Raw genomic sequence first — 19,877 nt, forward strand, 5'->3', positions numbered from 1 at the left:
GTTACTTGCCCTCCTTTTTCTTTCCAAATTTCTCTAAACCGACACGCAGAATATAGCCTGATGCTACGAATAAAATGATAACCGCGATAATAATTGATACAATTTCTTCTGGAATTCCAGCTGCGTTTGGCATGTTTAAAGCGCCGTATTTTAGGGAACCGAATAGAGAGGCACCGAAGAATACCCCGATTGGATTGTTTGCACCAAGTAATGCAACGGCAATACCGTCGAATCCAATTCCTGATGCGGCAGCTTTAATTGATGCGTTTTGATATGTACCTAACGCTTCCATTGCACCACCTAAACCAGCAAATACACCTGAAATTGTCATAGCTAAAATGATATTACGATTTACATTCATACCTGCATATTCTGCAGCATTTTTATTGAAACCAACTGATTTCAACTCATAACCACGAGTTGTTTTTTCCAAGATGAACCACATTACTACGACCATTAAAATGGCCACGAAAATCCCTAAGTGCAAACTTGAGTTATCAGTAATTTCACGTAGCCACTGATTACGTAATGTTGCAGATTCTACAACTGTCGGTGTTTTAAAGCCACCGTCAGATAATGATTTAATGGCAGCATTCGTTAAGTATAATGCTGTGTAGTTTAACATAATTGAAGCAATTACTTCGTGTACATGAAGTTTTGCTTTAAGGAAACCTACGATAAATGCCCAGAAAGCACCTGCTGCAGCTGCTGCAAGTAACGCCAATGGCAAGTGGATAATTCGTGGTAGCCCTTCGATTGCATAACCTACATAGGCAGCAGCAAGCCAACCCATTAGTAACTGGCCTTCTACCCCGATGTTAAATAAACCAGTACGGAATGCAAACGCTACTGCAAGACCTGATAAAATATATGGTGTGATTTGGCGAATTGTATTACCAATTGAATAGGCATCTCCAAAAATACCATTCCATAGAGCGATATACCCATCCATGGCGTTATATCCACTGACAACCATGATAATACCACCAACTAGTATACCTAAAACTACTGAGATTAATGGAACGAGTATATTCACAACGCGATTTGACATTATTCGTTCCCCTCCTTGATGGCTTTTGCCTTACGCTTTTCACCGGCCATTAATAAGCCAAGTTCCTGTTCAGAAGTTTCTTTCGGATAAACAGTATCTACAATCGTTCCATCATAAATTACCGCAATACGATCTGAAACGTTCATTACTTCGTCCAATTCAAAGGAAACTAATAATACGGCTTTCCCTTTATCACGCTGTTCAATTAAACGCGAGTGAATAAATTCAATTGCCCCTACGTCCAGTCCACGTGTAGGAAGTGCAGCAATTAACAGATCCGGATCACGATCTACTTCGCGTCCAATAATTGCTTTTTGCTGGTTACCACCTGAAAGTGCACGTGCAGGCGTCATTTCACCTTGACCTGTACGAACATCAAACTCTTCAATTACTTGACGAGCTTTTTCGTTAATTTTACGGTAGTCCATAATGAAACCTTTTGAAATTGGCGCCTTATAGTAAGTTTGTAGCGCGATATTATGCCCAATTGGGAAATCCAATACTAGTCCGTGCTTATGACGGTCTTGTGGAATATGGCCAAGACCTGTTTCCGTAATTTCACGAGGCTTCAAACCAGTAATATCTTTGCCGTTTAAAGTAACTTTACCGCTTTTAATTTTACGCAATCCTGTAATTGCTTCGATAAGTTCAGATTGACCATTTCCGTCAATACCAGCAATCCCGACGATTTCGCCACGGCGTACTGATAAGTTCAACCCTTTTACCTTATCAATATTACGGTAATCGGCTACGACTAGATTTTCTATAGTTAGAACCTCTTCTGTAGGATGAGCTTCCCCTTTTTCCGTTTTAAACTCGACTTGACGGCCAACCATTAATTCCGCAAGTTGATCCGGGTTCGTTTCAGCAGTAACAACTGTTCCAATCCCTTCACCTTTACGAATAATCGTTACTCGGTCAGATACTTCCATAATTTCTTTTAATTTATGTGTAATAATAATAATCGATTTACCTTCTTTAATCAGAAGCTTTAAGATCGCAATCAATTCAGTAATTTCCTGTGGAGTTAACGAAGCTGTCGGTTCATCAAAAATTAGGATTTCTGCACCACGGTATAACGTTTTTAAAATTTCAACACGCTGCTGCATCCCTACAGAAATGTCCTCAATCTTTGCGTATGGATCCACATCCAAATTATATTTCTTTGATAAGGCCGCAATATCTTTTGCCGCATCTTTAATATTAATAGCACCTAGTTTTGTAGGCTCACTACCTAGAATGATATTTTCGGTTACCGTAAAGTTTTCAACAAGCATAAAGTGTTGGTGAACCATTCCGATTCCTAAATCATTTGCTTTGTTTGGATCAGTAATTTTTACCGATTCCCCACGTACTTTTATTTCACCTGCTTCAGGTTGATAAAGACCGAAAAGCACATTCATTAAAGTCGACTTACCTGCACCATTTTCACCGAGTAGTGCATGAATTTCGCCTTTTTTTAATTGGAGGGTGATATTATTGTTCGCTACGAAACTCCCGAATTCTTTCCGGATTCCTAGCATTTCAATCACGTATTCCACAAGACTCACTCCCTTAGGCTTATTTATATTTTAAAAATTTTTAGAAATTAACACATGAAAGATTTTTTACAAAATCTTTCATCTATTAACTTTTATTCCAAACTTTTGTTTCAATTATACCATTCGACGCATTAACAATTATATCCTTTTCAATATTATATTGAAATAGAACGCTTACATTTTCACAATTCCTACAATTATGAAATTTCTGGTAATATACATTATACTTTGCAGAATATTTAAATAAATTATCGTATACAGTAGAAAATCATCATGGGGGAATAAACCCCCATGATGATTACTCCGTAAAAGTTTATATTATTGTTTTGGTTTTTCTTCAGAAACTGTAATTTCACCTGAAGCGATTTTTTCTTTATATTCTGCTACTTTATCCATTACATCTTGTGGAATTGCGCCACGAGAATCTGCTAAATCAACGCCATTTTCAGCTAAACCGTAAACAGTTGTTGTACCACCAGGGAACTCACCATTTTTTGTTTTAGTTGCGATATCAACTACAGCTGTATTAACACCTTTTAACATAGAAGTTAAAGTGATGTTTGTTGAATCATCTACTTGTCCTTCTGCGTATTGGTCAGCATCTACACCAATTACCCATACGTTAGCGTCTTTATCTTTTGTTTTACGTTCTTTTGCTTCTGAGAATACACCGTTACCTGTACCACCAGCAGCGTGGAAAATAATATCTACACCTGAAGAGTACATAGAGTTTGCAGCGATTTTACCTTTAGAAGCATCATCAAATGCACCTGTATAGTTCACTTGAATTTCGATATCCGGGTTAACTGCTTCAGCACCCTCTTTGAAACCAGCGTGGAAGCGGTTAATTACAGGAATATCTACGCCACCAATGAAGCCGATTTTACCAGACTCAGACATAGAAGCAGCAACAACACCAGCTAAGAATGCACCCTCTTGCTCTTTGAATAAGATATTTGCTACGTTATCAGCAGCAACTTCTGCATCGATAAGAGCTAATTTTGCTTCTGGGTTGTCATTTGCGATTTCTTCAATTGCGTCACCCATCATGAAACCAACACCGAATACTAAATCGAAGTCACGGCGTAATAAGTTGTTTAAGTTTGTGTTGTAGTCAGCATCTGTTTGTGATTGTAAGTAATCGAAACCACCGTTACCTTTAGATAAGCCGTTGTCAGCACCAAACTGTTGAACACCTTCCCAAGCTGATTGGTTGAATGATTTATCATCAACGCCACCAACATCAGTTACCATTGCGATAGAGAAATTATCGTCAGAACCTGTGTTTGTTTCAGAACCAGTGTTGTTGTTTGAAGTGTCTGTTGAATCCGTTTTTTCTTCGTCGGTACCACATGCAGCTAAGATTGCTCCAGTTGCTACTACAGATGAAATTAATAAACCAAATTTACGCTTTTTCATTAATGAGTCCCCCTCAAAGGTAATTGATATTAGCAGGAATTAAATAATAGAAATTATTGTTCTACACCCGTTTTCGTACTACATGGAAACTAAATTTGTCAGCTCTGAAATAATTTTTTGAATAAAGCACTACACGATCACTTTCGTCATAATGTAGCTGTTTCAATACAAGTAAAGCTGTTTCCGGACCACATTTTAATATCGGTGATACTTCATCATGGAAGCCTACAGGATCAATATAGGTCACCGCATATGCGACACGGATGGCACCAGTTTGCTCTAATGCCGAAAATATTGAAACGTTTTGATCACTTATAAATTCTTTTGGCAGTAAACTTGCCGGTACTTTGTCTACACAGTAGACTACTGGCTCATTATCTGCCGTCCTTACACGTTCAATCGTGATAACATTGTCATCAATGTCCGTTTGGAAGCGTTCCACATCATCTTCCGTAGCCGTTTCTTCCTTTGCACTAATAAAAATAGTACCAGGCTTCATCCCAGCGTTTTCTATCATAGATGATACACTCGATAATTGTTCAATGCCTGATGAAAATACCGGCTTTGGATTTACAAATGTTCCAACTCCATGACGACGGACTATGATATTTTCTTCTTCTAACAGTCGAAGTGCTTCACGAAGCGTTGCACGACTTACTCCGAGTGTTTTTGAAAGTTCAAATTCAGAAGGTAATTTTTCGTTTTCACAATAAATCCCTTTATCTATATCTGATTTTAAACGGTCAATAACTTGTAAGTATAGATGACGATGATCCGCTTTAATTGTCATTTAGTATCACCACCATAACATAGAGATCAGACATCTGATGTACAACATTCCTACTAATTCGTGAATAATATAACACTTTCAACGTAAAAAGAAAACATATTTCTTTAAATGTGTTATGTTATTGTGAAAATTTAGCGAATTTATTTAAAAACTTATAGAAAATAATATATTCAGAAATGTTGAAATAGTCCGTTATAATGGGCTTTCTAATACTTTAAAACTTGTCGTGGTTTGCTTCCTTCTGGTGGTCCTACGACACCGCGCTGTTCCATTTGATCAACAATTCTCGCTGCCCGCGAATACCCGATTCTAAATCGACGTTGCAATAAAGAGACAGAAGCGGTTTGCATTTCCATTACAAGTTGAACTGCATCATCATACAATTCATCCGTTTCATCCATTGCATCTATTATCGGTTCATCCGTAGGTATCATCGCTTCCTCGTATTGTGCTTTTTGCTGCTGGATGACACTTCCGATTACTTTTTCCACTTCCTGATCACTTACAAAAGCACCTTGAACACGTACTGGCTTCGATGCACCTGCTGGTAGATACAGCATATCCCCGCGTCCAAGTAAACGTTCTGCACCACCCATATCCAAAATCGTCCGTGAATCGACTGCGGAAGATACGGCAAATGCAATTCGTGATGGAATATTAGCTTTTATTATTCCGGTAATAACATCTACAGACGGTCGTTGTGTAGCAATAATAAGATGGATTCCTGCAGCTCGGGCCATTTGTGCAAGCCTTGTAATTGCGTCTTCCACTTCACTAGAAGCGACCATCATTAAGTCTGCCAACTCATCCACAATAACGACAATATACGGAAGTTTTGGCTGTTTTTCAGATAATCCTTCATTGTTCATCTCAATGAAATCATTATAGCCCTCGATATTTCTTGTACCTGAGTGCGAAAATAAATCATAGCGACGTTCCATTTCCGAGACTACTTTTTGCAATGCTTGGGCTGCTTTTCTTGCATCCGTTACAACAGGGGCCAATAAATGTGGAATCCCATTGTACACACTGAGCTCTACCATTTTTGGATCAATCATCATCATTTTCACTTCGCTTGGCTTAGCCCGCATTAATACTGAAATAATAATCCCATTAATACATACACTTTTACCACTGCCCGTCGAACCGGCAACAAGTAAATGCGGCATTTTATTCAATTCGGCGGAAATGGATTGACCTGTAACATCTCGACCTAAGCTGACGAACAACTTTGAGCCCACTTTTACTTGTTCGTTCGCTTCAATCACTTCTCGTAAAGTTACCATAGCGACTTCACTGTTCGGAACTTCTATCCCAATTGCAGACTTCCCAGGTATCGGTGCTTCAATTCGAATATCTTTTGCAGCAAGTGCGAGCGCTAAATCATCTTGTAGGCCGACTATTTTACTTACTTTCACGCCTATATCCGGCAAAACCTCATATTTCGTTACGGCAGGTCCTAAATGAACTTGCGTCACTTTTGCCTTTACACCGAAACTTAAAAATGTTTGTTCCAGCTTTTTAGCGTTCATTTGAATGACCGAATATTCCCCACTTTGATCGTGTTCAGGCGGTGCATTTAATAATTGAAGGGATGGCAACATATACGTTTGATCTGTATTGGACGCCATACTCATAATCGGCTCACTCAATGGTACTTCTTCCACGTCGATGTCTTTTTGTTTCTCTTGTTTTACTTGCTCAACAAAATTTGAAATAATGGGCTCCTGTCGGACTGGTGCGGCTGTAATAATTAGTTGTTCCAAATCCGCGGCATCTTCTTCTTCCATGGGTGGCTCTACATTAGAACGTCGAACTTTTTTTTTGCTTTCGGCATTTGCCTTACTTAATTTGCTTCGTTTCGTTCTTTTCAATGTGCCCTTAATATCTGGTGCTTTTTCCAGTAGAAACGGGACGAGTGCTTTACCAGTAATTAAAATAACACCAATGGACAATAATACGAATGCAGCAATTTTTGTACCTGATGAATCAAACAGTACATGGAACATGCTGAACAAAAGTCCGCCAATCATACCACCGCCAAGAGAGTTACTGCGATTCGTAATACCTTCCATGCTGATTAGTATTCTCCAAGTTTCTTTTAATACCGAATTTGATAGCAGCGTGTTTGTGGCAAGTAATTGTTCAAATAACAAGCCATGACTAAATACCGTTAAGCTTGCCCCGACAAAAAGCACTCCATAAACAACACGGCTATTAAAAGCGACGCCACGTCGTTTTACCATTAACATTCCTGCGACTAAAAAGCATAGTAACGGAATAATGAAATGTAAATTCCCAAAGAAAAACATTGCCAATGAATGGAGCCATCTACCGACCAGGCCAAATTCCAAAAACTCAATAATAGCTATGGCGATCAGCAGCACTCCGATAATTTCATATGCAAGTGGATGCATTTCCTCTTTACTTTTTGCTTTTAAGGATGGCTTTGCTTTTGGTTTTGGTTTTGGTTTTGGTTTTGATTTAATATTTCTCTTTCTTTCCAATTGATGTTCACCTACTTCAAGTTGTTCCTAATTATAAACGCCGTACTTATTCATTTGACTTCCATTTCCCCTATAGTAATTTCATCATATCCTTCGTCTTTTGCAAGAATCGTACTGAAATTAAGTTAGAAAAAGGGCTTTCTCACGCAAATAGTAAGAAAACCCTTTTTAATTTATTCATCTGGTTCATCCTTATCATATAGGGATGATTTCCATTACGGGTCGGACGCTTTCCGCGGGCACGGCCTGAGCCTGTAGTCTCAGGCGTCGCGCTATTCCCGCTGGAGTCGCCTCCCCTTCATTCCAATCATCTACTTTAATAGTTGAAGTGGATTTATAATTATTTTAAAAATTAATATTCCATAATAATTGGAATGATCATCGGACGACGCTTTGTTTTTTGGAATAAGTATTGATTTAATGTATCTCGTATTTCCTGTTTAATATTCGTCCATTCAAACGTTTCTTTGCCCACGTATTTTTCAATTACTTCACGTGCCATGTCAGCCGCTTCTTCCATTAACTGTTCTGACTCACGCACATAAACAAAACCACGTGATAAAATTTCCGGACCTGAGGCAATTTTCTTCTGTGCACGGTTCAGTGTCACAACGACAATGAAAATTCCATCTTGAGAAAGTAACTTACGATCACGTAATACGATATTTCCTACATCGCCTACTCCAATTCCGTCAATTAGAACATTTCCGGCTTGTACACGGCCTGTCATGCGCATTTTACCGTTTTTGTATTCGATGATATCGCCTTTATCCGCGATGAAAATTTGTGACTTTTGTAAACCTACTTGTTGCGCCAGCTTAGAGTGCGCAATTAGCATACGGTACTCCCCTTGAATTGGCACAAAGTATTTAGGCTTCATAAAATTAAGCATTAATTTTAAGTCTTCTGCACTGCCGTGACCCGAAACATGTACTTTCTTATTCGATGTCATGACATTTGCACCTGCTTTTGCAAGTTGATTCATCGTGTTGTACATTTGCACTTCCATGCTTGGTGAAGGTGTAAATGTAATTAATACTGTATCTGTATTTTTGATTTTAATATCACGGTGATGTTTACGGACAATTTTATCTAGTGCATCAAGTGGCTCGCCTTTATTGCCTGTTGCCATCACAATAATTTCATCGTCCTGGTATTTATGGATTTCATTTACTGGCACAATGATGTCTTCGTCTACTTCCAAATAACCTAAGTTAACGCCGATATCGACAATTTTCTCCAAAGATTTTCCGACTACTGCAACTTTTCGGTACGATGAAGCAGCTTGTCTAAACACTTGCTGAATACGAATGAAATTCGAAGCATAAAGTGCTACGATAATTCTGCCTGGTGCCGAGTGGAAAGTTTTTTGCAATTCTTCTGCAACAACCGCTTCACTTGTTGTATAGCCTGGACGTTCTGCTTCAATAGACTCCGATAAAAGCATAAAGACGCCTTCTTCTCCAAGCATCGCCATTTTTGCTAAATCTGGCTTAAACTTGCCTGTTGCTGATTGGTCAAATTTAAATTCACCAGTATGAACGATTGCCCCTTCAGAAGTATGGAACACAATACCTAAAGAATCCGGAATACTATGCGTTGTATGGAAGAATGTCACATACGTTGAATTAAAATTCATACGGCTATTGCTTGTTACTTCAAAGAATTTCACCTGATATGGTGCCGGCAATTCTTTTAAATGTTCTTTTGCTAGTGCAATCGTTAATTTAGACCCGTATACAGGAGCCTTTACTTTTTTTAGTACATACGCAATCGACCCAATTGCATCTTCATGTCCGTGCGTAAGGAAAATTCCTTTTACGCGATCTTTGTTTTCCTCTAAATAAGTAATATCTGGAATAACTATATCAATACCCAGCATTTCGTCCTCTGGGAACATGAGCCCGCTGTCTACTACGAATAGCTCTTCATCGATTTCTATTACATACATTGATTTTCCGATTTCGCCAACTCCACCTAATGGAATGACACGGATTAGTTCATTTTTTGTTTTTGTCACTTTATTTCCTCCTAAATTGTTCCGAACAGCAACCACTTAAACTTCATTATACGGTGAGAATGTCGTTAGTACAAATAAAAAAGTGATTTTATCTTTTTTATGAAAAATATGTAAAAGCTAAACCACTACAGCGCCTAAAGAGTTTGTTGTTTACAATATAACATATCACGCGCTCAAATCGATAGCATCGGTCCCGGAATGGAAATCAACGGTTTTCATTAGTTAACTTTATTTTAATAAAAAAGACTGTAGGCAATCCCGAATTTCTTCGAGTTTGTCTACAGTCTGCAACCACTAACTCTTTGAAAGTAGTGGTTGTTTACTTATTAGTTTGTTTGTAGAGCGCGGAACTGTTCTGCTTTTGCCTGATACGTATTCCAAATGTCATCAAATGCTGCTTTTTCTTCAGGCAGCATTTCCATCATTGGCATACGAACATCTAATGTATCAAAGCCTAATTTTGTCATCGCATATTTAATTGGTGATGGATTAGGCTGTGCAAATAATGCACGGACTAGTGGTAGTAAAGCACGGTGAATTTGGGCAGCTTCCTGATGGCGTCCTTCTTCAAAAGCACGAACCATTTGCTGCATATCTTTTCCGACTACATGTGAAGCAACTGAAATAATGCCTCGACCGCCGATTGCAAGTAATGGTAACGTCAACCCGTCATCTCCCGAGTATACAAGGAAGTCTGAATTAACATTTTCAATAATATCACCCATTTGATCCAAATTGCCGCTCGCTTCTTTAATGCAAGTAATGTTCGGTACATCCTTGCTCAAAGCGATTGTCGTTTCCGCTAATATATTTGCACCCGTTCGACCAGGTACATTATATAGCATTACCGGCAGTGAAGTTTCTTTGGCAATCGTTTCAAAGTGGGCATACATACCGCGCTGGTTTGGCTTATTATAATATGGTGTAACAAGCATAATACCATTTGCGCCATTTTCTTCAGCTTTATGTGTCATCATAATTGAATAGGCAGTTTCGTTATCCCCTGTACCTGCAATAACCGGCACACGTCCCGCTACTTTTTCGACAGTAAAACGAACGACCTCAATTTTTTCCTCCGTTGACATCGTTGGGTTTTCTGAAGTTGTTCCACAAGCGATAATCGAATCTGTTCCATTATCAATCAAATGGTCAATAATTCGTTCTAGTTCAGGATAATTAATCGTGCCGTCCTTTTTAAACGGTGTAATCATCGCTGTACCAATTCGTCCAAAATCCATTACTAAATCCTCCCCTTATAGTAAGTTATCCTCTAGCATAGCCTCTGCGATTTGAATAGAGTTGAGTGCAGCACCTTTTAGTAAATTATCTGACACAATCCATAAGTGGAATCCTTTTTTATTGTCCAAATCTTGGCGAATACGTCCAACGAATGTCGGCTCCTCGTTTTCTGCAAATATTGGCATCGGATAAACTTGCTGTGTTACATCATCCTGTAACACGATTCCTGGTGCATCTTTTAATACGTCGAAAATTTGCTGTACTGTCGCTTCTTCGGCAAGCTCGATATACACTGATTCCGAGTGACCTGATACGACCGGTACACGGACACAAGTAGCAGCAACTTTTAATTCAGGTGCTTCCATAATCTTTTTCGTTTCGTTAATCATTTTCATTTCTTCATATGTAAAGCCATTGTCCGTAAACTTATCAATTTGCGGAATGACATTACGTGCGATTGGATAATGTTTTTTATCCGATTTTACAGGAAGAACTTTTGCTTCCACGTTTTTGCCTGCGTCCCATTGTGCGCTTTGATCACGCAATTCATCAATCGCTGCAATACCTGAACCTGATACAGCCTGATATGTCGATACAACGATTTTTGTTAAACCAAACTTTTCACGGATTGGCTGCAATGCTGCTACCATTTGAATTGTTGAACAGTTTGGGTTTGCTATAATCCCTTTAGGAATCGTTTTTAATGCATGACGGTTTACTTCTGGTACTACAAGCGGTACTTCCGGATCCATACGGAAATGGCTCGTATTATCTATTACAATTGCGCCACGTTTTGCTGCTTCGGGTGCCAAAGCCTCCGAAACAGCGCCACCTGCTGAAAATAATGCAATATCAATACCTTCAAAGCTTTCAGGTTTTGCTTCTTCTATTGTATAAGTCTCACCGTTGAATTCTATTTTATTACCTGCAGAACGAGCAGAAGCTAAAAATTTAATAGATGCAATCGGAAATTTACGCTCTACTAATTTCTCCATCATTTTTGTACCAACTGCTCCAGTTGCTCCTACTACCGCAACATTTAACTTTTTCAACATGTCTCATCTCTCCTAAAAATATCGGTATGTATATAATGTTGGATATTGTAACATATATTATTTGAATTGTGTTAGGAATTTTGATTATTTAAAATATTGTATAAATATTGGCTGGATCTGTTTTTTATGAGCGAGCGTATATGCTACAGTATCGAGCATTTTTGTAAAATCCGCTATAAGTGATGTAGGTTTATTAATTGGATCATCTTGACCGAATGGAATAAAGAAGATGTTTTTTGCATTCATTAGTTTCATTAAATTCATACCATTTAAACCAAGTGCATCATTCGTCGAAATACCAAGTACAACAGGTGAGCCATTGCGCAATGTCGCCTTTGCAGCCATTAATACTGCACTGTCTGTAGCAGCATTGGCAAATTTACTAATTGAATTGCCTGTCATTGGTGCAATCACCATACAATCCAATGGGTTTTTAGGTCCAAACGGCTCTGCCTCTGCTATTGAACTGACAACCTTTTCTCCCGCCTGCTCTTCTATTTTTGCAATCCACTCTTCACCCGTACCGAATCGTGTTGCAGCATGTAATACAGAAGGAGTAATAATCGGTACTACTGTTGCACCCGCTTCCCGAAACTGAGAAATTTTCGGTACAACATCTTCATAAGTACAATGTGATGCAGTTATCCCTAAACCAATGCGTTTTCCTTCAAGCACTTGTATCCTCCTTTCGCAATTCTAGTATTGTTTCTGTTAACAACTTTGCCGCAGCCTGCGGAAAGTATTTGCCGGGTAATCCAGGTAATAATTCATATTGAGATAATTTCACATCATTTAGACATCCTGGATTTGAAGCAAGATCATAAATGGGACGTGTAGTCCATGATGCATAGTTTTTTGTTAGCCAATCTGTTGGAATCGTATTAATAAGGAAATCAGCATCCACACTGTTTCCTTCCTTAAGTTCTATACCTTTATAGCCATATGCAAGCGCCTCAGCTTTTTGATGATCGGATCTTACTGCGATAATGACTTTCGCATTTAAACGAGTCAAAAACAATGCAAGCATTTTTGCTACGCGTCCAAATCCAGTGATAATGAATGTTTTATACTGCACATTCACTTTCCCCTGATATAAATGAGCTAAAAAGCTTTCTGCAGTAAGCGCTGCATTTTTCCAAATAAATGTTTCATCTGTTAAATAATAATGAATACGCTTCCCCTGAAGAAGTTGATTCCACTCATCATTAAGTTTTCCTGCAAAGAACTGCGCTTGACGTATACCTAATAATTCATCTACCTGGATCGTTAAAGGATGAATCGGCAGCACAATTTCTGTCGGGTGTAACTCTAACGCTACTTTGTTTAACGCTTCATCCCATACAGCCGTGTTTTTGTAGTAAACGGTACGATCATTAGTAGATAATTGCTTTGCTAAAAAACGCATTCGTTCATCTGTTCCAATTATGAGCCAACGTTCATTCATCATTTGCATGCTTTAAAGATGATGTTGTTTTTTGAAATAATACTCGATCTTCGCCAATCAAAATAATTTCTTCCCAAGGAATATACTTCACCATACCTGGCTTTTTCTTTTGAAATGGCATTTTCACCATTTGTGGCGGCATTTCAAAGCCTGTAATTTTCCCTGTCTTTGCATCGAAAATACATTCGGTCTCTGCTAAAAAGCCATATCGAACCCCGTTTTCCATTTCGATTAATTCTTTCTCAGCGAGCTCTGATAAAAGCATTGTATCCCTCCTCTTGTAAGAGCCTACCATTACTATATGCATCAAGTCAGTTAGAAGTGAAATGGTTCATCATATTAAGTTGAATTGCAGTAACTAAAGATTTTCTAGGTATTCGCTTTGTAAAAATAAAGGTAAGAATTTCCTTTATTTGATAAATCTCATTAAAAAACAGCTGAAAATAGCGGTAGAAATTTCCGTTATTGAGTGAATATCAATGGAAAAAACTAATTTTTCGAAGGATAACGGAAATTTGTTCCCTTATTCCCCCTAAAACACCCGTCATTTTGAAAATAAGCGAAAAATCTTCCCTTATTTCATTACATCCAAAATTTTCAAAACTTTTAATAGACATCCACCGAACAACTGTATATACTGTACATATACAGTTTTACATTAGGTGGTGATCACAGTGATAATTAAATTAAGCAATAATAGCGAAAAGCCGATTTATGAACAAATTACCGATCAATTAAAGCAAGCTATATTAACAGGTGCGCTTGTTACAGGAGATGCCCTACCATCAATAAGGGCTCTGGCGAAGGAATTGAAAATTAGTGTCATGACGACAAAGCGGGCGTATGCGGATTTGGAACGGGACGGCTTTATTGAAACAATTGCCGGCAAAGGAAGCTATGTATCCGAGCGCAATCAGGATTTTCTTCGTGAAGAGCTGATCCGTCACATTGAAGTTCATTTTACAAAAGCAGTATCCATTGCAAAAACGGCAAATGTGCAAAAACAGGAGCTGCATGACTTACTCGATTTACTATTGGAGGAATGATGATGAATGCAATTGAAGTAAAAAATGTATCGAAGCAATTCAAGAATTTCCGGTTAAATAATATTTCATTTACTGTTGAAAGTGGGACAATTGCAGGCTTTATCGGACAAAATGGGGCCGGGAAATCAACAACAATAAAAATCATATTAAATTTACTGAAAAAAATCGAAGGCGATATTCTCCTGTTCGGAAAGGATCATGTTGCACATGAAGTGGAGTTGAAGTCTCAAATCGGTGTTGTGTTTGATGAACTGCATGTGCCCGAAAACTTTACCGCAAAAGATCTCGATGTCCTTTACGGCCATGTATACCCTACTTGGGATCGTCCATATTTTTATGATTTACTTGAGCGGCTGAATGTACCAAAGTACGACAAAACAAAAACGATGTCCAAAGGGACGAAAATGAAGCTGGCTCTATCATTGGCATTGGCACATCGACCGAAACTTTTGCTGTTGGATGAACCTACGAGCGGACTTGATCCGATTGTACGTGATGAAGTGCTGAGTATGCTGCAAAGTTTTATGGAACAGGAAGATCATGCGATACTGTTTTCTTCGCATATTACAACCGATTTAGAGAAAATTGCGGATACGATTACGTTTATTCATGAAGGCGAAATACTGTTTAGTGAAAACAAAGACGACTTGCTGTACGGCTACGGGATTTGGAAAGGATCACTTGAAGAAGCGAAAGTAATCCCGAATCATTCGATTGTCGGTAAACGGGATTATGTATTTGGAGTCGAGTATTTAGTCATGCGTGAATTTGTAAACCCTGTTATTGAACTGCAAAAACCGACGATTGATGACCTCATGCTGTTTTTCGTAAAGGGGCGAAAAAGATGAAACAAATGCTTTTTCGTTATTATCAACAGGAGCTGTCCGCTTGGATTTTGTTTACACCACTTGTGGCATCATTTTTTGCTCTTCCTTTACTTTTTGAACGTGCTGAGCTAGCTTCCTTATTTATACTATCCATCACTATATCCGTACTTTGTTCACTTTATTTAGATCTGCGTGAAAGACAGCTCATCATGACAAGTCTTTTTCCTATTTCCAAAAAGACATTTTTCTTTGTGGATATTTCTTTTATCGGCCGGTACACCTTGTACTATATCCTTTATACAATGGTAGTAACTACGATTTTTCAAACTTTACTAGAGCAGCAGCTTATACTTCCATCTGCCAAGCAAATTTTATTAAGTATTGTTATCAGTCTTTTAATAATTAGTATTTTCCTGCTGTTACGCCGTATCAAATATGGTTATTACGTTAACCTTTCCATGTTTTTTATCCCGTTAGCTTTTACACAGTTAATTTCCTTGATTGTTAGGCTTTCTACATTTCACAGCATACTATTATTCTTTAGTTCACTCGTACTTATTATCATTGCAGCTAGGATTACTTATGTTCGCGAACAGAGGAGGGATATTACATGATTTCATTGCTGAAGATGCACTTTTATTTATCAAGAAAGCTATTCATTACTGCTTTGATATTCATTTTAGGACTTTTAGCCACTCAGTGGATAATTTTAAAAGAAATTAATTTAGGGTTTCTAACTTTATATTTTTTAACTTTGACACCGGTATTCGGTATTAGCTATTTACTCGAAAACCATTTTATAAAACAGATGAGGGTAATGCCAATCGCACCGAAAGACTTTGTGAAAAGTTTATTTATATTCAGTTTAATTCAGATACTTGTCATTTTAATCCCTATTGGAATTTATCAAACTGTTTTGTATATGGACAATGAAATAGGAGCCTTTGAATTATCATTTCTCGTCATCTTCTTTACTGCAGGGATTGCTTCTATTGGCTCACTGCTGAAAAACTATTTAAGCAATCCGTCAAAGGGTACGAGAAGTATTTCATTGTGGTCCATCTTCGGTTATTTTTTGCTATTTACCTTTATTCATCTCCTTATAATGCTCATACTTAGTATTATGGACATCAAACTATTAGGGGCAACTATCTTGCCGATTGTTGGATTAATTGTTTACTATAAGCACTATAAAACAGCCGTAACAAAATTTATGACAGCAGAATTTTAAAAGGACAGCGCTTGCTAAATGTTAGCCGCGCTGTCCTTTTGTTATTCGTTTTCCGGTCCAATAATAGCAATGGCAGGCTCGGTTAATAAAATTTGTGTAATGAGCTCATCAATTGTTTCCATTGAAATCGCATCAATTTTTGCCAACACTTCATCAACAGTACGATGGTTTTGATGAATAAGCTCATTAACCCCATTACGGTTCATAAAGTCTTCTGTTCCTTCAAGACCTAATACAAAACCGCCTTTTAGTTGCTCCTTTGCATTATCCAGTTCCACTTCCGTTATCCCGCCTGTTACGAGATCAAATAAAGTTTGGTCGATTTGCTGCTTGAGCGCATCCAAATTTTGTTTGGAAGCTGAAGCGTAAATTGTAAATGTTCCAACATCCTCATAACTCGACTGATAGCTGAATACGGAATATGCTAGTCCGCGTTCTTCCCGTACTTCCTGGAACAGGCGTGAACTCATATTGCCACCGATAATATTATTCAGTGCAATAAAGCTGTACATTTTCGGGTCTTTTACAGAAATCGCTGGGAATGAAATGGCGATATGTGCTTGTTCTGTATCTCTTAACTTTTCAATTTCACCTGGTATAAATGTTGGATAAGAAGGCTTAGAAACAATCGATTCCGCGCTAGCTTCATAGTTTCCAAACAAAGCTTCCACCTTTTCCAATAAATCTTTTTCGATATTACCAGCTATTGAAATGACAACATTTTGAGGACCGTAATGTTTCGCCATATAGTCACGAATCATCTTTTCATTAAAAGTCGCCAATGTTTCAGGTGTCCCTAAAATTGGTCTCCCTAAAGCATCCCCTGGGAACATGACACCCCATAATTTCTCATGTACATCATCAGCCGGATCATCTTCGCTCATATATATTTCTTCAAGCACTACTTGTCGTTCCCGCTCGATATCTTCCTGCGTAAATAATGAATTAAAAAACATATCCGCTAAAATATCAACCGCCAGCTCACCATGATGGTCCAGCACTTTTGCATAATAGCACGTATGCTCCTTTGACGTGAAGGCATTAATCTCCCCGCCAATCCGGTCAAATTCTTCTGCGATTTGACGAGCTGTTCGGTTTTTTGTTCCTTTAAATAGCATATGCTCAATAAAATGGGTAATCCCGTTTTCTTCTTTCGTTTCATAGCGTGAGCCTGCGTTGACCCAAATTCCGACAGATAATGAACGGACATGCGGCATTTGCTCTGTTACAATGCGCACGCCGTTTTTTGCTTTAATTACTTGTACCATAAATTTCTCCTTTAATTCGGCTCTTATTTCTTATTTAAAAAAGAGGCTGTACATAGTGTACAACCTCCCTTTTTATATTGTTGAAAATTACGCTTTTTCTGCGCGCTCTTTTTCTTCTTTGATAACGACTTTGCGTGATAAGTTTACGCGACCTTGCTTGTCGATTTCGATACACTTCACAAGTAATTCATCGCCAAGTTTTAATACGTCTTCTACATCTTTCGTACGTTCTTCTTGAATTTCCGAAATGTGCAGTAAGCCGTCTTTACCTGGGAAGATTTCACAGAATGCACCGAATTTTTCAATACGTTTTACTGTTGATAAGTAGTACTCGCCTACTTTAGCTTCACGTACGATTGATTCGATCATTTCTTTTGCACGGTTAATCATTGCTTCATCTGCTGAAGCGATGTAAATTGTACCATCTTGTTCTGTATCAATTTTAACGCCTGTTTCATCAATAATTTTATTGATTACTTTACCACCCGGTCCGATTACATCGCGGATTTTGTCAGGGTTAATTTTGATTGAAACAATTTTTGGTGCGTATTGTGATAATGAAGTACGAGAATCAGAAATCGTTGACATCATATGATCTAAAATGTGTAAACGACCAATTTTCGCTTGAGTTAATGCTTCTTCTAAAATATCACGAGACAGACCATCAATTTTAATGTCCATTTGAAGTGCTGTTACACCTTTAGCTGTACCTGCCACTTTAAAGTCCATATCGCCAAGGTGGTCTTCCATACCTTGGATATCTGATAATACTGTATAGTGCTCGCCTTTTTTAACAAGACCCATTGCAATACCTGCAACTGGTGCTTTAATTGGAACACCTGCAGCCATAAGTGCCATTGTAGAAGCACAAATTGATGCTTGAGAAGTAGAACCATTTGATTCTAATACTTCCGATACACAACGGATTGCATATGGGAATTCCTCTTCTGATGGCATTACTGCTAAAATCGCACGCTCACCTAATGCACCGTGACCGATTTCACGACGACCTGGGCTACCGTAACGACCAGTTTCCCCAACTGAGAATTGTGGGAAGTTGTAATGGTGCATCCAGCGTTTTGACTCTTCAATACCTAAACCATCAATAATTTGCACATCGCCTAAAGCACCTAATGTACAAATTGATAATGCCTGAGTTTGTCCACGAGTGAATAATGCAGAACCGTGTGCACGTGGCAATAAATCTACTTCAGAAGATAGTGGACGGATCTCATCTTGTTTACGACCATCCGGACGAACTTTGTCTTCTGTAATTAAACGACGCACTTCATCTTTTACCATTTTATCTAAAATAGCTTTCACTTGCTTCATCGTCTCATCATCAGCTTCTTGAGCTTCATATGATTCAATAATACGTGTTTTTACAGCTGTAATATTTTCTTCACGTAATTGCTTGTCTACTGTTTGGATTGCTGTATTCATATCAGCTTCACATTCAGCTTTGATCGCTGCTGTTAAGTCTGCATCTAATTCATATAATGTAACTTCTAATTTTTCTTTACCAACTTCAGCAATAATTTGCTCTTGGAAAGCGATTAATTTTTTGATTTCATCGTGACCGAACATAATTGCTTCAAGCATGATGTCTTCAGATACTTCTAAAGCACCTGCTTCTACCATGTTAATCGCATCTTTGTTACCTGCTACTGTTAAGTGAACAGTCGATTTTGCTGCTTGTTCTACTGTTGGATTCACAACGAATTCACCGTCGATATAGCCTACATGAACACCAGCGATCGGTCCATCGAAAGGAATATCCGAAATAGCTAATGATAATGAAGAACCGAACATTGCCGCTACATCTGCCGGGCAATCTGAATCATTTGACATAACCATTAAAATTGATTGTACTTCATTACGGAAACCATCTGGAAACATTGGACGGATTGGACGGTCGATTAAGCGAGAAGTTAATACTGCCGCTTCTGATGGACGTCCTTCACGTTTAATGAAACCACCTGGAATTTTTCCTGCTGCGTATAGACGTTCTTCAAAGTTAACTGTTAACGGGAAGAAATCTAATGGCTTTGGGTGTTTAGACATTGTTGCTGTAGCTAACACTGCTGTTTCGCCGTAGCGTACCATTGCCGCCCCATTTGCTTGTTTTGCTAACTGACCTACTTCTACTACGAGTGGACGACCTGCCCATTCATACGAAAAGACTTTTTTTTCGTTCATTAATTGAACCCCTTTCTTATTGAAACACTCTACGTATCATTTTATGTACCATAGTAAGTGTATCAAAAAAGCGTTTTCTATGCTAAATTTTTTGATTAAATTTATATAAATTTAATCATTATTTTAAACCTTCCAGCAATGGTTTAACTTCTTTCAACAGGCGTTTTTACACCTGCTCAAAGAAGTTAAACATCGCACCATTATTCTGGAAAGCTGACTGATTTCAAAACATAATAAAAA

At 38.2% G+C, this 19,877-nt stretch carries 17 protein-coding genes; 4 read left to right on the forward strand and 13 right to left on the reverse strand.

Annotated elements, in window-relative coordinates:
* Window position 1: 1 nt before the first annotated feature.
* The 11 genes from H9635_RS01355 to H9635_RS01405 form a co-directional block, all read right to left on the reverse strand.
* Window positions 2-1,051, reverse strand: a complete 1,050-nt coding sequence (locus H9635_RS01355) for an ABC transporter permease (RefSeq protein ID WP_191698348.1) — start codon at window positions 1,049-1,051, stop codon at window positions 2-4.
* A complete protein-coding gene (locus H9635_RS01360) occupies window positions 1,051-2,592 on the reverse strand; it encodes an ABC transporter ATP-binding protein (RefSeq protein ID WP_191698349.1) in 1,542 nt (513 codons plus the stop codon). Before H9635_RS01360 ends, H9635_RS01355 begins: the two co-directional genes overlap by 1 nt.
* A gap of 318 nt (window positions 2,593-2,910) precedes the next feature.
* A complete protein-coding gene (locus tag H9635_RS01365) occupies window positions 2,911-4,011 on the reverse strand; it encodes a BMP family lipoprotein (protein WP_191698350.1) in 1,101 nt (366 codons plus the stop codon).
* Window positions 4,012-4,072: 61 nt separating this feature from the next.
* Window positions 4,073-4,801 (reverse strand): GntR family transcriptional regulator, encoded by a 729-nt coding sequence (locus H9635_RS01370; protein WP_191698351.1) that lies wholly within the window; start codon window positions 4,799-4,801, stop codon window positions 4,073-4,075.
* A 206-nt stretch (window positions 4,802-5,007) separates the two neighbouring features.
* Window positions 5,008-7,218, reverse strand: coding sequence for a DNA translocase FtsK (locus H9635_RS01375; protein WP_191698740.1), 2,211 nt, complete (start codon window positions 7,216-7,218; stop codon window positions 5,008-5,010).
* A 442-nt stretch (window positions 7,219-7,660) separates the two neighbouring features.
* Window positions 7,661-9,328, reverse strand: a complete 1,668-nt coding sequence (locus H9635_RS01380; protein ID WP_191698352.1) for a ribonuclease J — start codon at window positions 9,326-9,328, stop codon at window positions 7,661-7,663.
* Between the two features lie 326 nt (window positions 9,329-9,654).
* Window positions 9,655-10,566, reverse strand: a complete 912-nt coding sequence (dapA, locus tag H9635_RS01385) for a 4-hydroxy-tetrahydrodipicolinate synthase (RefSeq protein WP_191698353.1) — start codon at window positions 10,564-10,566, stop codon at window positions 9,655-9,657.
* 15 nt (window positions 10,567-10,581) lie between these two features.
* Window positions 10,582-11,622, reverse strand: a complete 1,041-nt coding sequence (locus tag H9635_RS01390; RefSeq protein ID WP_191698354.1) for an aspartate-semialdehyde dehydrogenase — start codon at window positions 11,620-11,622, stop codon at window positions 10,582-10,584.
* An 84-nt stretch (window positions 11,623-11,706) separates the two neighbouring features.
* Entirely contained in the window at window positions 11,707-12,297 is a 591-nt protein-coding gene (locus H9635_RS01395) for a dipicolinate synthase subunit B (RefSeq protein WP_191698355.1), read from the reverse strand.
* The gene (locus tag H9635_RS01400) at window positions 12,290-13,069 is read right to left on the reverse strand and encodes a dipicolinate synthase subunit A (RefSeq protein WP_225231062.1); all 780 of its coding nucleotides are present in this window, start codon (window positions 13,067-13,069) and stop codon (window positions 12,290-12,292) included. The genes H9635_RS01395 and H9635_RS01400 overlap by 8 nt, the downstream gene beginning before the upstream one ends.
* A complete protein-coding gene (locus H9635_RS01405) occupies window positions 13,059-13,331 on the reverse strand; it encodes a YlmC/YmxH family sporulation protein (RefSeq protein ID WP_191698357.1) in 273 nt (90 codons plus the stop codon). The genes H9635_RS01400 and H9635_RS01405 overlap by 11 nt, the downstream gene beginning before the upstream one ends.
* A gap of 409 nt (window positions 13,332-13,740) precedes the next feature.
* Here H9635_RS01405 and H9635_RS01410 point away from each other — a divergent pair, with 409 nt between their 5' ends.
* From H9635_RS01410 to H9635_RS01425, 4 genes are read left to right on the forward strand one after another with little or no spacing between them, the layout of a single operon-like run.
* Window positions 13,741-14,112 (forward strand): GntR family transcriptional regulator, encoded by a 372-nt coding sequence (locus H9635_RS01410; protein ID WP_191698358.1) that lies wholly within the window; start codon window positions 13,741-13,743, stop codon window positions 14,110-14,112.
* A 2-nt stretch (window positions 14,113-14,114) separates the two neighbouring features.
* Window positions 14,115-14,960 (forward strand): ABC transporter ATP-binding protein, encoded by an 846-nt coding sequence (locus H9635_RS01415; RefSeq protein WP_191698359.1) that lies wholly within the window; start codon window positions 14,115-14,117, stop codon window positions 14,958-14,960.
* On the forward strand, window positions 14,957-15,553 hold the full coding sequence (locus H9635_RS01420) for an ATPase (protein ID WP_191698360.1): 597 nt from the start codon (window positions 14,957-14,959) through the stop codon (window positions 15,551-15,553). Before H9635_RS01415 ends, H9635_RS01420 begins: the two co-directional genes overlap by 4 nt.
* Complete coding sequence (locus H9635_RS01425) at window positions 15,550-16,170, forward strand: hypothetical protein (protein ID WP_191698361.1); 621 nt, start codon at window positions 15,550-15,552, stop codon at window positions 16,168-16,170. Before H9635_RS01420 ends, H9635_RS01425 begins: the two co-directional genes overlap by 4 nt.
* 41 nt (window positions 16,171-16,211) lie before the next feature.
* Here H9635_RS01425 and H9635_RS01430 read toward each other — a convergent pair whose 3' ends face one another.
* The gene (locus tag H9635_RS01430; protein ID WP_191698362.1) at window positions 16,212-17,438 is read right to left on the reverse strand and encodes a M16 family metallopeptidase; all 1,227 of its coding nucleotides are present in this window, start codon (window positions 17,436-17,438) and stop codon (window positions 16,212-16,214) included.
* Between the two features lie 87 nt (window positions 17,439-17,525).
* The gene (pnp, locus tag H9635_RS01435; RefSeq protein WP_191698363.1) at window positions 17,526-19,637 is read right to left on the reverse strand and encodes a polyribonucleotide nucleotidyltransferase; all 2,112 of its coding nucleotides are present in this window, start codon (window positions 19,635-19,637) and stop codon (window positions 17,526-17,528) included.
* Window positions 19,638-19,877 lie beyond the last annotated feature (240 nt).

The sequence above is a fragment of the Solibacillus faecavium genome, assembly GCF_014836905.1.
In the GTDB taxonomy this organism is placed as follows: domain Bacteria; phylum Bacillota; class Bacilli; order Bacillales_A; family Planococcaceae; genus Solibacillus; species Solibacillus faecavium.

Excerpts from the sequence above, each read along its gene's own strand:
- H9635_RS01370 (WP_191698351.1), bottom strand. The coding sequence starts at position 4,801 with ATGACAATTAAAGCGGATCATCGTCATCTATACTTACAAGTTATTGAC.
- H9635_RS01400 (WP_225231062.1), bottom strand. The coding sequence starts at position 13,069 with ATGATGAATGAACGTTGGCTCATAATTGGAACAGATGAACGAATGCGT.
- H9635_RS01365 (WP_191698350.1), bottom strand. The coding sequence starts at position 4,011 with ATGAAAAAGCGTAAATTTGGTTTATTAATTTCATCTGTAGTAGCAACT.
- H9635_RS01415 (WP_191698359.1), top strand. The coding sequence starts at position 14,115 with ATGAATGCAATTGAAGTAAAAAATGTATCGAAGCAATTCAAGAATTTC.
- H9635_RS01420 (WP_191698360.1), top strand. The coding sequence starts at position 14,957 with ATGAAACAAATGCTTTTTCGTTATTATCAACAGGAGCTGTCCGCTTGG.
- pnp (WP_191698363.1), bottom strand. The coding sequence starts at position 19,637 with ATGAACGAAAAAAAAGTCTTTTCGTATGAATGGGCAGGTCGTCCACTC.
- H9635_RS01430 (WP_191698362.1), bottom strand. The coding sequence starts at position 17,438 with ATGGTACAAGTAATTAAAGCAAAAAACGGCGTGCGCATTGTAACAGAG.
- H9635_RS01425 (WP_191698361.1), top strand. The coding sequence starts at position 15,550 with ATGATTTCATTGCTGAAGATGCACTTTTATTTATCAAGAAAGCTATTC.
- H9635_RS01355 (WP_191698348.1), bottom strand. The coding sequence starts at position 1,051 with ATGTCAAATCGCGTTGTGAATATACTCGTTCCATTAATCTCAGTAGTT.
- H9635_RS01390 (WP_191698354.1), bottom strand. The coding sequence starts at position 11,622 with ATGTTGAAAAAGTTAAATGTTGCGGTAGTAGGAGCAACTGGAGCAGTT.
- H9635_RS01375 (WP_191698740.1), bottom strand. The coding sequence starts at position 7,218 with ATGCATCCACTTGCATATGAAATTATCGGAGTGCTGCTGATCGCCATA.
- H9635_RS01405 (WP_191698357.1), bottom strand. The coding sequence starts at position 13,331 with ATGCTTTTATCAGAGCTCGCTGAGAAAGAATTAATCGAAATGGAAAAC.
- dapA (WP_191698353.1), bottom strand. The coding sequence starts at position 10,566 with ATGGATTTTGGACGAATTGGTACAGCGATGATTACACCGTTTAAAAAG.